At 45.6% G+C, this 15,230-nt stretch carries 12 protein-coding genes; 5 read left to right on the forward strand and 7 right to left on the reverse strand.

Annotated elements, in window-relative coordinates; genetic code table 11:
- The first annotated feature begins 55 nt into the window (after positions 1-55).
- From torC to CAG68_RS03830, 3 genes are all read left to right on the forward strand, one after another.
- Positions 56-1,240: a pentaheme c-type cytochrome TorC gene (gene torC / locus CAG68_RS03820; RefSeq protein WP_005378139.1), complete on the forward strand. Its 1,185-nt coding sequence runs from the start codon at positions 56-58 to the stop codon at positions 1,238-1,240.
- A gap of 26 nt (positions 1,241-1,266) precedes the next feature.
- Positions 1,267-3,729 (forward strand): trimethylamine-N-oxide reductase TorA, encoded by a 2,463-nt coding sequence (torA, locus tag CAG68_RS03825; protein ID WP_005378138.1) that lies wholly within the window; start codon positions 1,267-1,269, stop codon positions 3,727-3,729.
- A 198-nt stretch (positions 3,730-3,927) separates the two neighbouring features.
- Positions 3,928-5,667, forward strand: a complete 1,740-nt coding sequence (locus CAG68_RS03830; RefSeq protein ID WP_161440805.1) for a glycoside hydrolase family 36 protein — start codon at positions 3,928-3,930, stop codon at positions 5,665-5,667.
- A 76-nt stretch (positions 5,668-5,743) separates the two neighbouring features.
- On the opposite strand, the gene CAG68_RS03835 is transcribed toward CAG68_RS03830, so the two are convergent.
- Positions 5,744-6,958 carry a putative manganese transporter gene (locus CAG68_RS03835; protein ID WP_025766868.1) on the reverse strand — a complete coding sequence of 405 codons (1,215 nt, stop codon included), beginning with the start codon at positions 6,956-6,958 and terminating at the stop codon, positions 5,744-5,746.
- 186 nt (positions 6,959-7,144) lie between these two features.
- Here CAG68_RS03835 and CAG68_RS03840 point away from each other — a divergent pair, with 186 nt between their 5' ends.
- On the forward strand, positions 7,145-8,050 hold the full coding sequence (locus tag CAG68_RS03840) for a manganese-dependent inorganic pyrophosphatase (protein ID WP_017634678.1): 906 nt from the start codon (positions 7,145-7,147) through the stop codon (positions 8,048-8,050).
- Between the two features lie 68 nt (positions 8,051-8,118).
- Positions 8,119-8,508 (forward strand): DUF2750 domain-containing protein, encoded by a 390-nt coding sequence (locus CAG68_RS03845; protein ID WP_005378129.1) that lies wholly within the window; start codon positions 8,119-8,121, stop codon positions 8,506-8,508.
- Between the two features lie 82 nt (positions 8,509-8,590).
- On the opposite strand, the gene CAG68_RS03850 is transcribed toward CAG68_RS03845, so the two are convergent.
- From CAG68_RS03850 to pspF, 6 genes are all read right to left on the reverse strand, one after another.
- Complete coding sequence (locus tag CAG68_RS03850; protein WP_005393308.1) at positions 8,591-9,382, reverse strand: peptide ABC transporter ATP-binding protein; 792 nt, start codon at positions 9,380-9,382, stop codon at positions 8,591-8,593.
- Complete coding sequence (locus CAG68_RS03855) at positions 9,379-10,374, reverse strand: peptide ABC transporter ATP-binding protein (protein WP_005378126.1); 996 nt, start codon at positions 10,372-10,374, stop codon at positions 9,379-9,381. Before CAG68_RS03855 ends, CAG68_RS03850 begins: the two co-directional genes overlap by 4 nt.
- Positions 10,374-11,261 carry an ABC transporter permease subunit gene (locus tag CAG68_RS03860; protein ID WP_005378123.1) on the reverse strand — a complete coding sequence of 296 codons (888 nt, stop codon included), beginning with the start codon at positions 11,259-11,261 and terminating at the stop codon, positions 10,374-10,376. The genes CAG68_RS03855 and CAG68_RS03860 overlap by 1 nt, the downstream gene beginning before the upstream one ends.
- Entirely contained in the window at positions 11,248-12,210 is a 963-nt protein-coding gene (locus CAG68_RS03865) for an ABC transporter permease (RefSeq protein WP_005378122.1), read from the reverse strand. Before CAG68_RS03865 ends, CAG68_RS03860 begins: the two co-directional genes overlap by 14 nt.
- Positions 12,210-13,829, reverse strand: a complete 1,620-nt coding sequence (sapA, locus tag CAG68_RS03870; protein WP_017820870.1) for an ABC transporter substrate-binding protein SapA — start codon at positions 13,827-13,829, stop codon at positions 12,210-12,212. Before sapA ends, CAG68_RS03865 begins: the two co-directional genes overlap by 1 nt.
- Before the next feature lie 205 nt (positions 13,830-14,034).
- Positions 14,035-15,042: a phage shock protein operon transcriptional activator gene (pspF, locus tag CAG68_RS03875; protein ID WP_017820869.1), complete on the reverse strand. Its 1,008-nt coding sequence runs from the start codon at positions 15,040-15,042 to the stop codon at positions 14,035-14,037.
- Positions 15,043-15,230: the final 188 nt, after the last annotated feature.

Consider the following 15,230-nt stretch of genomic DNA (forward strand, 5'->3'; position numbering starts at 1 on the left):
TGTAAGCCAGTGAGCTCATAACCACACTTTTGAAAAGATTTTAAGAGAGCAAATAATGAAATCATTAATCATTAAACTGTGGCGTACCATGACGCGCCCAGCTGTACATATCAGCCTAGGTGTGCTGACTATGGGCGGCTTTATTGCTGGTGTTATCTTTTGGGGTGGCTTTAACACCGCTCTAGAAGCAACCAACACAGAAGAATTCTGTATTAGTTGTCACACAATGCGTGACAACGTGTACGTTGAGCTACAAGAAACGGTGCACTGGAAAAACCACTCTGGTGTTCGTGCTACCTGTCCTGATTGTCACGTTCCACATAACTGGACAGATAAGATCGCTCGTAAGATGCAAGCTTCTAAAGAAGTATTTGCACAAGTATTTGGCAACTACGACGAACCGGGTGTGTTCGAAGAGCGTCGTATCGAACTTGCTAAACACGAATGGGATCGTTTCTCGGCAAACAAATCTCTGGAGTGTAAAAACTGTCACAACTACGAATCGATGGATTTCGAGCAAATGTCTCCTACGGCTCGTATCCAAATGAAGCAAGCCGCTGAGAAAGATCAAAGCTGTGTTGACTGTCACAAGGGTATTGCGCACAACCTACCAGCAGGCATGGACAGCATTGGCGGTATCGTGGGTGATCTAGAGGGTATGACTTCTAACACTGATTACGGCGTTGGTCAGCAACTCGTGAGCGTTCGTCACCTACCAATTTACTTTGATGCGCAAGGCAGTAAAGAAGCTGGTCTTCTTAATCCTGCATCGACCGTTAAAGTTCTTGAAGACAAAGGCGAGTTTGTTGAGATCGAAATTGACGGTTGGCGCAAAGCAAAAGGTTTTGGTCGTGTAATTCAAGAAGACTTCGGTAAGAACATTGCGACTGCGTCTCTGATGAAAGAAGCAGCAACAGACAGCAACATTGTGACGACTGGTGAGAAAAAAGTGGATGAGTTAACAGGCCTTCCTTGGGAAAAAGTAGCGGCGAAAGTATGGATTAAGAAAGAGTCTATGCTGAACGACATCAATCCTGTTTGGGAAAAATCTCGTGAAGCCTACAAGACCAATTGTTCTGTATGTCACACTCAACCTGCGGAAGCGCACTTCGACGCGAACACCTGGCCAGGTATGTTCGACGGTATGTTGGCGTTCGTTAACCTAGATACAGACAGTGAAGCACTGATCTTGAAGTATCTACAGAAACACTCTTCAGATTATGCTGAAGGTCACCACTAATAAGCGTCGGATTGGAGTAATTTTAAATGGCTATTACACGAAGAAGTTTTCTTAAAGGTGTAGCAACCACAAGTGCAGCGTCAGTAATTGGTCCTAGCTTATTGGCGTCCGCCTCTGCAAATGCCGTTGAGACGACAGGTACTTGGAAAGTAACCGGTTCTCATTGGGGCGCGTTCCGCGCCCACATCTACGCGGGTAAAGTTCAAGAGATCAAGCCGCTAGAGCTAGACAAAAACCCAACAGAAATGTTGAACGGCATTAAGGGTATTATCTACAGCCCTTCACGTGTTCGTTACCCAATGGTTCGTCTAGATTGGTTGAAGAAACATAAATACAGCGCGGATACTCGCGGTAACAACCGTTTCATCCGAGTAACTTGGGATGAAGCGCTAGACTTGTTCTACCGTGAGCTAGAACGTATTCAAAAAGACTACGGCCCATGGGCGCTGCATGCAGGTCAAACAGGTTGGAACCAAACGGGTTCATTTAACAACTGTACTGCGCACATGCAACGTGCAGTAGGTATGCATGGCAACTTCATCACTAAAGTAGGTGACTACTCGACGGGTGCAGGTCAAACCATTATGCCGTACGTGCTAGGTTCAACCGAAGTGTACGCACAAGGTACGTCTTGGTCTGAGATCCTAGAAAACTCTGACAACATCGTTCTTTGGGCTAACGACCCAGTGAAAAACCTTCAAGTAGGTTGGAACTGTGAAACGCATGAGTCGTTTAAGTACCTTGCACAACTAAAAGAAAAAGTGGCGAAAGGTGAGATCAACGTTCTATCTGTAGACCCAGTGAAGAACAAAACTCAGCGCTACTTAGAGAACGATCACTTGTACATCAACCCGCTGACAGACGTAGCGTTCATGCTCGCTGTGGCACACGTGTTGTACAACGAAAACCTGTACGATAAGAAATTCATTGATACTTACTGTCTCGGCTTTGAAGAGTTCATTCAATACGTTCAAGGTAAGACAAAAGACAAAGTAGAGAAGACGCCTGAATGGGCAGCAGCGATTTGTGGTGTGAAAGCGGACAAGATCCGTGAATTCGCACGCATGCTAGTCAGCGGTCGTACACAGATCCTGATGGGTTGGTGTATCCAGCGTCAAGAGCACGGTGAGCAGCCATACTGGGCAGCGGCTGTGGTTGCTGCAATGGTTGGTCAAATCGGTCTACCTGGCGGTGGTATCTCTTACGGTCACCATTACTCAAGTATCGGTGTGCCTTCTACTGGTTTCGCGGGCCCTGGTGGTTTCCCTCGTAACCTTGATCAAGGTATGAAACCGAAGTGGGACAACAACGACTTTAACGGTTACAGTCGTACTATCCCAGTTGCACGTTGGATCGACTGTCTGCTAGAACCTGGCAAAGAGATCAACTACAACGGCGGTAAAGTGAAACTGCCAGACTTCAAGATGATGGTTATCTCGGGTTGTAACCCATGGCACCACCATCAAGATCGTAACCGCATGAAGAAAGCGTTCCGCAAACTTCAAACGGTTGTAACGATCGAGTTTGCTTGGACTGCGACATGTCGTTTCTCAGATATCGTTCTACCGGCGTGTACGCAATGGGAACGTAACGACATCGACGTATACGGTTCATACTCGAACAAAGGTCTGATTGCGATGCATCGCCTCGTTGATCCATTGTTCCAATCTAAGCCTGATTTCCAAATCATGAGTGAACTCACTCAGCGTTTTGGTCGCCGCGAAGAATACACTCGTGGTATGAGCGAGATGGAATGGATCGAAAGCCTTTACAACGATTGTAAAAAAGCGAACGAAGGTAAGTTTGAAATGCCAGAATTCAACGAGTTCTGGGAGAAGAGCGTACTAGACTTCGGTGAAGGTAAACCTTGGGTTCGTCATGCGGACTTCCGTAAAGACCCTGAGCTTAACCCATTAGGTACACCGTCTGGCTTCATCGAGATTACATCACGCAAGATCGGCCGTTACGGTTACGAACACTGTCAAGAGCACCCAATGTGGTTCGAAAAATCAGAGCGTTCACACGGTGGTCCTGGTTCAGATAAATACCCATTCTGGTTGCAGTCTTGCCACCCTGATAAGCGTCTTCACTCTCAAATGTGTGAGTCTGAAGAGTTCCGCGCGACTTACGCGGTACAAGGTCGTGAGCCGGTTTACATCAACCCAGCGGATGCCAAAGCAAAAGGCATCAAAGATGGTGATTTGGTACGTGTATTCAACGGTCGTGGTCAGCTATTAGCTGGTGCTGTTTTGACTGACAGCTACCCACGTGGCGTTATTCGTATCGAAGAAGGTGCATGGTACGGTCCTCTAAACGAGAAAGAAGGCGCAATCTGTACCTACGGTGATCCTAACACGCTAACGCAAGACATCGGTTCTTCTGAGCTTGCACAGGCGACTTCTGCGAACACATGTATCGTAGACTTCGAGAAGTTCACAGGTAAAGTGCCGCCAGTCACTTCATTTGGTGGTCCGATCGAAGTTGCTTAATTAGTGCAGTTTGCATAAATCCAAATACCAGCCTCAGGGCTGGTATTTTTTTATCAAAATTTCAGTGAGCGTTGTCTCAATAGTAACTTCATAACGTTAAACGAGACTGGTATTCGTGATGATGGTAACGAATTGGGTGAGACAAGCAGGAGATAATGCGCCAAGCTAAACAATAATAATTAAGTGAGTAGACTCTTTATGGCTCAGAGCATTCAATTAGCAAATCACACTGAGATCACTGTGAATAACAATGACTTCCAAGTTGAAGTCGAGGGTAATCAATTACATTTTTCTTTTGCTGGTCTTCACAATAAAACCTTTACCGACCGTGAAGTGTTATTCGAAATGCCGTTTTTGTACGAGCACGAGGCCGACGTAATTGGGGATGGTTTTCAAATGTTGGCGCAAACGGCGGGAACGATCAATCACCCCGTTGATATTGGTCGCTGCCCAGACAATAATCCTTCTTATCGAATCTACCCTAAAGATGCCCCTAAGCGTTATTACAACTATTTAGTGGTGGAAGGTTCAGCGGGCTACACATTATTTGGCTTCACATCATGTCATCGCTTTGCAGGCTATTTTGATGTTGTGCTGCGTGATGGGCATTGGGTTTTATCAGCCGCAATTGATGGTGAGTTGACTCAAGTGGCGGATTGGGAAAGTAATCAACTTGAATCCGTGGCGGTACTCTGTGGTCAATCGCTGTCCGAGCTTTATCAAACCTATGGCGAGATGATTGCAAAGCATCATCCTGCTCGCCAAGGTGTGACACAAGATGCGCCTGTTGGTTGGTGTTCGTGGTACGCGTACTACGCAGACGTGACAGAGCAAAACATCATGCAGAACGTGGATTGCATGCAAGATAAGCTCGAAGACCTAGAGTGGGTACTTCTGGATGATGGCTATCAAGCCTTTATGGGCGATTGGTTAACCCCATCAGATAAGTTTTCTGGTGGCGTAAAAGAGCTCATTCATAATATCCGTGCAAAAGGAAAAAAGCCGGCAATTTGGATGGCGCCTTTCATTGCACAGCCTGAGTCGGAGATCTTCAAACAGCATCCAGATTGGTTTGTTCGCCACAAGGATGGTGGCTTACTTAAAGCAGAAGATGTCACATACGGTGGTTGGCGATGCACGCCTTGGTACATACTCGATACCTCAACCCCAGAAGTACAAGACCATCTGACGAATATAGTCTCTGTCATGAGACAAGAGTGGGGCGTTGAGTTGTTCAAGCTAGACGCGAACTATTGGGGCACCTTAAAAGGTGTGCGTAAACAATCTGGTATTACAGGCGTTGAGGCGTATCGCTTAGGAATGGAAGCGATTGCCAAAGGCGCTGGTGATGCGTGGCTTTTAGGTTGCAACGCGCCAATGTGGCCATCTCTGGGACTTGTGGATGCAATGCGTGTTTCTGACGATGTAGAGCGTCATAGTCGTCGATTCGAGCAGATAGCCAGAGAAACCTTTTACCGTAGTTGGCAGCACCGAAAACTGTGGCAAATTGATCCGGATTGCGCCACGTTCACTTCATTAGCTAATCAATCTGCATCCAGAGAAGAGTATGAATTTCATCGCACGGTGTTATTAGCGAGTGGTGGTTTGCTGCTGTCTGGTGACCCGCTCCCTGAGATTACGCCGTTTGCTAAGAAGACACTGGCTAAGCTCATGTTACGTCAACAACGTAACCAGCAATCTGCAAAGTTTACCGCTTTGAGTTTAAATCACGCGTTTTTAAAACTAACGACGAAGAATGACCTCCATTGTTTGTTTAATTATGCGAGTTACGGAGCGATGGAATTTACGCTGACGTCTGATCAACCGGTGGACTGGTATGATTACTGGACAGGCGAAAAGCTAAACCAAGAACCTTGCCAGTTGTTAATGGTGAGCGTGGATAAAGGGCTCAATGCGAAAGCGATCGTTACAGCATAACGTGAAGTAAATCGCCCAATACCAAGATCAAGAAAGGAGCCTATTGCGGCTCCTTTCTCGTTTGATGCTCTGAGCGTTAGAACTCGAATAAAAAGTAATACCCGTATCCAACAATAAACGCAGGAATGGACGAGTAAATAGTCGCGACCAAAGCAGCTTTCGGTGCCATTGCAATGGCGGGGAATAGGGCGTCACCATCGTTAGAAATCGCATTTGCCAATTGCGCCGAAAGTGGCGCTGCACCAGAGATGTACAGGCTAGTGACTAAAATTTGCGGACCACAACCAGGTAGCATACCAATGGCTAAGCCAGCTAATGGCATCCATATCCCCCAATGAGAAAAGGTTTCTACGAGGTCGATTCCAGAAAAATAGGTCGTCAGTTCAAACGCCAGAAAAGCGACGATCACCCAAGCACTGACGAAGTTTGTGTCTTGAGCCGCTTTTTGAATTGGATGCGAGTCCACAATTTTTTCATCTTCAGAGACCGTTGACTGATAATCGCCGAGCTCTTTTGTCATAGCCCACAACGACATTGTGATCACCGCGAAGATAGCGCCCAGCCATTCAATGGTGTTGGCTTTCAAAGATAGCAACTGATTAATATCTATTTGGAAAGACATTAACACAGCAACGACACTAGCAGGCACAATAAGCCATTTCCAAAATGCGCCTTGTAGATTGATTGCACGTTGTTCAAGAGGCGTGTGTCGGTCTGTCTGGTGTTGGCAACAAGCATGTGTCTGAGGTGCTTCTTTTGGTTCTGGTCGCAGAAAGTTATCAGCATGAAAAGCATTAACGACTAACCCTGAAAGAGTACCCACGATAATGCCTAATCCAACCACGCCTAATCCAACACTTGGTTTGGCGGCCAGAAGTAAAAAGGCAGCGTCACCCATTGTTGAAGTAAGTACCGCGACAATCGCACCAAATCCCACTCGGCCACTAATAAATTGCGTTGTCACAACAATAGCGCCACCACAGCCAGGCAAAGCACCCAATAAAGAAGCAAAGAAAACCTGATGATTACGCGAGCGATGGTAGAGCTCGGTAATTCGATTGGTTTTCGACATAAAGTTTGAAAGATAATGATAAATAGCCAATGTGGCAGCAACATAGCATGACACTGCCCAGAATGAGTCGGATAGCGTCTGTACGGCTACGTCACGTGTATTTTCGTTGCCTAGCAAAATGAGCATGACGATAGGGATCAGCAATCGCTTATAAGCTAAACGAAACTGAGTAGGCTGAAACAACTGTTGTGCAGAGTGTAATAATTGGGTCGCGTTCATCGTTTACTCAAATGCAAATAGGAATAATTATCATTATATGTAAATGAGATTTATTCGCAATAGCATTGTGAACTTTTCTTCGTGTCAAACTCTCTGAAATCAGGTAAAGTATCGGCCTTTGTGAGCAAACACGCCCTAATTAACTGTATTAGGCGGCGTATAAAATTGACTTGAATAGGAAGAAACATGATTCTAGTTGTAGGTCATAAGAACCCAGACAGTGACAGTATTTGTAGTGCACTCGTTGCAACTGAACTTCTAAAAGCGCGTGGCGTTGAAGCTATGCCAATTCGCCAAGGCGAAATCAACCGTGAAACTCAGCACATCCTAGAAGTTGCTGGCGCTGAAGTTCCTGAGCTTCGCACATCAGTTGCGGGTGAGACCGTTTGGCTAGTAGATTACTCAGATCTAGCACAAGCACCAGACGATATCGCAGAAGCTGAAATTGCGGGTATTGTTGACCACCACCGTCTAGGTGACGTGATGACAGTAAACCCAATGGAAGCATGGATCTGGCCTGTTGGTTGTACCAACACTGTTCTATTCAACATGTTCAAGATTGAAGGTCACGCGATTACTCCACAAATTGCTAAGCTAATGATGTCAGCAATTCTATCTGACACAGTAGGTTTTGCTTCTCCAACTTGTACACAAAAAGACAAAGATGCCGTTGCTGAACTAGCGGCAATCGCAGACGTACAAGATGTTGACGCGTTCACTAAAGATCTTCTAATTGCTAAAACAAACATCGAAGGTCTATCAGCGGCTGAGCTTGTTGAGAAAGACCTTAAAGGTTACCCATTCAACGGTCGTGACGTAGTGGTTGGTCAGGTTGAACTTGCAACTCTTGAGCAAGTTGACGGTATGATCGAAGCACTAGAAGCAGACCTAGAATCTCGTTGTGAGAAAGATAACTTAGCGTTCGCTGCCGTAATGCTAACAGACATCACGACTGCTCAAACTCGTCTTCTATACAAAGGTGAGTGGGCTGAGAAGCTTGTTAAGCACGAAAAAGACGGCATGTTAATGATGGAAAACACGCTAAGCCGTAAGAAGCAAGGTTGGCCTTGGCTTCAAACTGAACTAGCTTAATTTTCTAGCATATACTTTAAATGCCCGCTTAGCTGCGGGCATTTTTCTATGGGAAATAGGAGACGAATATGTCTGAGCAACTGACCCAAGAGCAGATGGATACCATTAATCGCTACAATGAAGAGCAACGTTTAAAGTACTGCGTAAAAGAGATAGTCGCGAATCGTAAGGTTTGGATTCTGAAAGACGAACATGGCTGTGTCATGCTAAATACAGAAGATGATGATTGTGTACCAGTATGGCCAAACGAAGAGTTTGCTTTGCAATGGGCGAATGGTGATTGGGAAGATTGCGAGCCAGAAGCGATCTCTCTAAACAAGTGGCACAGCCGTTGGACCTCTGGTCTAGAGGATGACGAGCTATCGATTGTTGTATTTCCAAATCAAAATGAAGAAGGGGTCGTATTGTTTCCTGACGAGTTTGATTTTGAACTACGCAAACAAGCGAGCCGCCGTTAGTTTTTTGATTAGTCCCCATGCAATAAAGAAGCCTGCGTTAAAGCAGGCTTCTTTACATTTGCACGATTACATTTTTGATAAGCTATTTTGTTTGATGGCTTGGCGCTTTATAAAAGTGGCTTTCGACTAGTCTTTGAGTAATAGGATGCTCGGGATGAGTCAGTACTTGGTTGGTCTCGCCAAACTCGACCACTTCACCTTCATGCATCACCATCACTTTATCAGTAATATGCTTAACAATGCCAATGTGCTGAGACACGTACACAAATGACAATCCCATCTCTTCTTGCAACTCGAGGAATAAGTTAATGATCTGCGAGCGCATTGCCATATCCAAACCGTTTAACGCCTCATCAGCGACAATGATGGAAGGTTGAAGAATAAGTGCACGAGCCAAACATACGCGCTGTTTTTGACCGGCAGCTAGCATTTGTGGATAAAAATAGGCGTGCTCAGGCAGCAATCCTACGCGGAGCAGGGTGTTCTTTACACGCTGCATGCGCGCATCTGGCGGCATGTTGGTATTTCGCTTTAGCGGACCTTCTAAAATACGACCAATCTGGATACGTGGGTTTAACGATGTGTTTGGATCTTGGAAAATCATGCGGATGAGCTTGCAGCGTGTCGCGTAATCTTTGTGCTCCAATCGTTCGCCATTCACACGGATCTCTCCGGAGCTTGGTTCAACAACGCCAGCAAGCATACGAGCTAGTGTGGATTTTCCTGACCCGTTTTGACCAATAAAACCAATAGTTTGCCCTGGCTCTAAAGTAAAGCTTACCGGTTTTACTGCCTCATTAACCTGGCGTTTGAACAGACGGGAGCGCGTAACAAATTGCTTCGATAAATTATCGACTTCAAGTAACGCACTCATGACTTTTTCTCCGTGTTCAATGGAAAGTGGCAGTTAAATTTATGATTCTTAATTCGTCTGGTGTGTGGAATTTCTACACATTGTTTCTGCGCATATGGGCAACGTGGTCCGAGGCGACAACCGATAGGTAGATGCTGCAATGGCGGAATCGAGCCCGGTAGGGATTGGAGTTTTTGCTTGTGTGGTACCCAATCATTAAAGTCAGGCATCGCTTTAAGCAAGGCATCGGTGTACGGGTGCTTGGGTGCCGCAATGATTTTACTGGTATCGGCAGACTCCACCGACTGACCACAATACATTACCGTAATACGTCCTGCCCACTGTGTTATGGTCGCTAAGTCGTGGCCGATAAGCAGAATGGTTGTGTTATTAAGTTGGTTCATGCGGCTCAAGAGACGCAAGATTTGCGATTGGGTAATCGGGTCTAAGTCGTTGGTTGGCTCATCTGCGATCAGCAACTTTGGTTTGGTCGCTATCGCCATGGCAATCATGACTTTTTGACACTCACCATCAGTCAGTTCATAAGGGTAGCTACCCATTAAACGCTTGTGATCTTTAATACCCACTTTATGCAAAAGCGCGATGGCCTGTTTTTTACGCCATTTAAATCGCTCCCACCATTTCCCTTCAAATGCGCGAGATGGAATGGATTCAATCAATTGACGCCCGACTTCCTCTGAAGGGTCAAGACAAGTTGAAGGTTCTTGGAAAATCATCGCAATATCACGAGCAATGACGCGCCGACGCTCTTTTGGTGTAAGCTGAAGCAAGTCAATATTGCCAAGGCGCATACGGTCTGCGGTGATGCGCCAGTTATCTTTACTTACCCCGACAATCGCTTTTGCAACTAAGCTTTTCCCTGAACCAGACTCACCTACAAGACCACGAATTTCGCCTTCGTTCAAAGTTAGGCTCATTCGGTCAACGGCTTTGACCAACCCTTGAGGTGTTTCGATCTCAATGGTCAAATGTCGAATATCTAACAACGGCATTATTCGATCCCCGCATTAAGCGCTTGACGTACACCTTCACCTACTAAGTTTAGGGTAATAACAGTAAACATGATGGTCAGGCCGGGTAGGGTCACTGTCCAAGGTGCAATATAAATAAGCTCGACAGAGTCACCTAATATTGCTCCCCACTCGGTGCTTGGTGCCTGTGCGCCTAGGCCAAGAAAACCCAGTGCCGTAATATCTAAAATCGCAGCAGAGAGCGCGAGTGTGATTTCAGCGGCAATGACCGTCAGAATGTTAGGAAGAATTGAACTCCACAGTAAGTAGAAATCATTAGCGCCATCAAGGCGTGCTGCCATTATGTAGTCTTTTTCAACTTCGGTGTGGACTGCGATATAAACGGAGCGAATAAAACGCGGAATCAAAGCCAAGCAGATTGCGAGTAAAATATTGAACCCACCAAAGCCTAGAAATGCCACAAAAATGATTGCTAATAAGAGCGACGGGATCGACATGACGGTATCGAGCAAGTGGTTGAGAGTACTCGACAGTAAGCCTTTCGTCATACCTGCCAATACGCCAATTAAACAGCCTACAACGGCAGCAATTGCGGTGATGGCGACAGCAGCGCCAAATGTCAGCTGAGAGCCCATAATCAGGCGCGAAAGAATATCTCTACCTAAATCATCGGTCCCCAAAAAGTAATCAACCGTTCCTGCTGGAGCCCATGATGGCGGCACAAGCAACTCACCTGACTGTGCTTGGGCGTCAAATGGTGCAAGTAGGGGGGCAAAAATGGTAATAAGGACGATAAACACCAAGCACCACAAGCCAAACATGGCTAGTCCGTTGGCGCGGTAGCTTCGCCAAAAACGCTCAAACTGTGTTGGAATGCGCTCTTCCTGATAAACGTTATTTGTTAGCATACCATTCCTTTCGAACTAAAGGGTTAATCATCGCGCCAATCAAATCCGAGAGTATGTTAGCGGTAAGAACCAAAGTCGCAAGTACCATCACGCCAGCTTGGATAGATGCATAGTCTTGGCTTGCTAGCGCATCTAAAAGCCAACGACCAATACCTGGCCAGTTAAAAATAGACTCCGTGATGATAGCTAAGGTAATCATACTCGAGAGTTGAACACCAACTTTGGGAATGATAGGCGGTATCGCATTCCGCAATACATGTTGAGTTACGATTTCGCGGTTAGAAAGACCTTTGATTCTCGCTGCACGGATGTAGTTTTGGCTCATCACTTCCGCTACCGAGGAGCGCATTAGTCCGACAACCTGGGTGGTTGGAGCCAAAGCGAGCACCAAACATGGCAGCACCATATGCTCAATAACGCTTTGCAGTGCGTGAGCGCGGTATTCGCCTTTCGCCATGAATGCGTCGATAATGGCAAACCCGGTTACATGATCAATTTCGTAAAGTAAATCATACCGTCCCGCAACGGGAAAGAGTTGGTATTCCAATGAAAAGACCATGATAAGTAGCAGAGCTACCCAAAAAATTGGGGCGGAATAACCAGACATCGACATGAATGAAATGCTGGTGTCGAGCCATTTACCTTGCTTCATCCCAGCCACGGTTCCAAGTGGAATACCGATCAAAAGGGACACCAAAAAGGCAAAAAAGCACAGTTCCAAAGTGGCAGGGAATACGACGGCGAGCTCGTCATAAATCGCGTTGCCGTTTTTACTTATGCCAAAATCAAGCTGAGAAAGGTTGATTAAGTAAGTTTGCCAACCAGACCAAAAATCAACGTTTGCCCAGTGCGAGAGAGGGTCAAGGCGAAGCAGAGAAAAACCCACTAATGTAAGGATCATCAAAGTGATGATAAATAGGTTAAAGCGTCGAACGGTATACCAAAACATCAGTGAATTCTCTCAACTCTATCAAACGGTTGGGCATTGAAAGGGCTTGATTTGAAGCCTGTCAGCGATTTGTCGTGCACACGGAACTGCACGCCATGCGCCAGAGGAATAACCGGGAACTCTTGATTCAAAATGTTCTGTGCTTGGCGATATAGGTTCAAACGGTAACGCGGTTCTTGAGTTTCTAACGCCAAATCGAGCAAGAAATCGAAGTCATCGTTACACCACATGGACACGTTAAGGCCAACGCGGTCAGACTCGCAAGATAATAAAGGGCGGAAAAAGTTGTCAGGATCCCCGGTATCACCAATCCAACCAGTTAAAAGTAAATCGATATCGTTGATGTTCTCCAAATCCACACGTTCAAACCTATCATCGGTCAGTAGCGTTAATTTAACCCCAATATCGGCAAAATTCGCTTGGATTAACTCCGCAGTCTTACGAGGGCTTGGGTTAAAAGCACGTGGTTCAAGTGGTACCCACATGGTCAATTCTAGGCCGTCTTCGTAGCCTGCATCTCGAAGTAGTGCCAATGCATAATTCCGGTCATAACGAATTTTTACGCTGTCTTTTTGATAAGCCCATGAATTTGGTGGTAGCAAGGTATAAGCTTGGGAGCCAGTTCCGTAGTAAACCGAATCTAAAATATTTTGACGGTTGATCGCTAAGTTAAGTGCTTGGCGAACTCGAGCATCACTCAGCGCGGTGGTTTCTGTGTTTATCGCAATAAAGGAAACGTTGTTAGCTGGTGTAGCCGTCAGCTCAAGGTTGTCATTTTCTTGAATGACAGGTATTTGGCTCGAAATAGGTGAAGAGAGTACGTCACACTCGTTTCTTAAAAGTTTAGCTAATGTACCCGTGCCTCTGTGAGAGATATCGAACACCACTTGTTCCATTTTTGCTGGTGACTTCCAGTAATTAGAATGACGCTCTAATCGAATCAAATCGTTCACTTGGTACTCTTTTAATTGATAAGGGCCGGTACCGATAGGAAGTTGGTCGATTTCTTCTTTATGATCTTTTGCTGCCAATTGCTGTCCATACTCCGCAGACAAGATAACCGCATGGCTGGTGGCAATATTGGCCAAGAAAGAAAAGTTTGGCTGAGATAACGTAAACCTTACCGTATGCTCATCTATTGCAACCACGTCTTGGAGTAGGTTTTGAAAATCTAACCCTGCAAACCATGGATAAAAACCACCACCTACTTGGTGAAAAGGATGGTCTACATCGATGATTCGCTTGAAGCTAAATACCACATCTTTTGCATTCAATGGGCGAGTGGGTGTGAACCAAGGCGTGGTTTGGAATTTAACACCACGTTTAAGCTTAAACGTGTATTCCGTCCCTGATTCATTTACTGACCAACTCTCGGCGATGCTTGCCACGGGCTGATGTGATTTAGGATCGAGCGTGAGCAGCGTATCGTACAGCTGCGGGCTCAGAGCCTCTGCGGTAATACCGCTATCAATAAGCTGAGGGTTAAACGTGGTCGGCTTACCCTGTCCGCAAAACACAAAGCCAGCTTTGCGAATATCATTGTGGTCAATTTCATCGCCACAAGCGGTAAGTAGGCTAATCCCAATAAGGCTCAGCGATAATCTTATAAAAGCATTCATAATATGAAATGTTCATTGGATCTTGCTCGTTTCGTTTGATCTTACTCTTTCAAAGCTAACAAGCGAAAATGATCTCGCTAATTTATCACCTTTGTGAACTCGCTCCAAACATAAAATCCATACACTGTAAGGTGTTATGCCATAAATGCATGCGAATTAGAGCGCAGTCACGAGCTCGTGTATTGATTGAGTTCTCTCGGTCAAGTTAGCTTTGTCCGACCAAACCATATTTTCTAACCATCCCTCGTAATTGGTGATAGCTCAAGCCAAGTAGCTCGGCTGCTTGTCGTTGATTAAACTTGGCTTCTTCCAATGCACGATTGAGTAAATGGATATCTTGTTCCTCTTGCCATTGTTTATAGTCTAGAGGGAATTGGATGGTGTTGCTTGATGCTTCCTCTTCTTGTTGTTCTGCTTGTTTTGCACTATGGCCAAGCGCGCTGTGCCAAACCGTTTCAAAAGGATTGAAAACCAGTTCATCAATTGGATGAGCATTCAGACCATGTTGGTAAATCGCACGTTCAATCACGTTTTTTAGTTCGCGGACGTTACCGGGCCATTCATATTCAATAAGCGACTGCTGCGCTTTTGGGGTAAAACCGACAAAGTATTCCAGTTGCAGTTCACGACACATTTTCATCGCGTAGTGCTCTGCTAAAGAGAGAATGTCTTCTTTGCGCTCGCGAAGAGGCGGCAACATAATGACATCGAAGGCTAGCCTGTCGAGCAGATCTGCACGAAAATCACCTTGCTCTGCCAATTTTGGTAGGTCGGCATTGGTTGCACAAACAAGTCGAACATCCGCATTGAGAGCGGTATGACCGCCAACTCGCTCATATTCACCATATTCAATGACACGTAATAGCTTTTCTTGAACTAAAAGTGGTGCGGTTGCCAGTTCGTCAAGAAACAAAGTACCGCCCTCGGCGCGCTCGAAACGCCCTTTATGCTTACCTTTAGAGCCCGTGAAGGAGCCGGATTCATGTCCAAACAATTCGGAATCTATTAGCCCTTCGCTTAATGTCGCACAGTTGAGTGATAGTAGTGGTTTATCCCAACGTCTTGATAAATAATGCAAACGCTGAGCGATGAGTTCTTTACCCGTACCTCGTTCACCAATGATGAGGACAGGGCGCTCAATGGGTGCAAGTTGTGATACTTTATCTAGTACAGCGAGAAAAGCAGGTGATTCACCAATCAGGTTTTGCTTCATAAAGTCCTTCTTATTTAACAGCCGAGCCATGATTTAGAGATAGAGTTGGTAAATTTCACCAACAGTTGGTGAAAAACATCATAGCACAATAGTGTGTAACGACAACAAAATGAATAACGCTCTGATTTAAAAGAAAATTATAAGTTGGCACGTTACTTGTTATATATTCAGGGAGACACAAGGTTAAT

The organism is Vibrio sp. V42_P2S4T144, assembly GCF_009904715.1.
Lineage (GTDB): Bacteria > Pseudomonadota > Gammaproteobacteria > Enterobacterales > Vibrionaceae > Vibrio > Vibrio alginolyticus.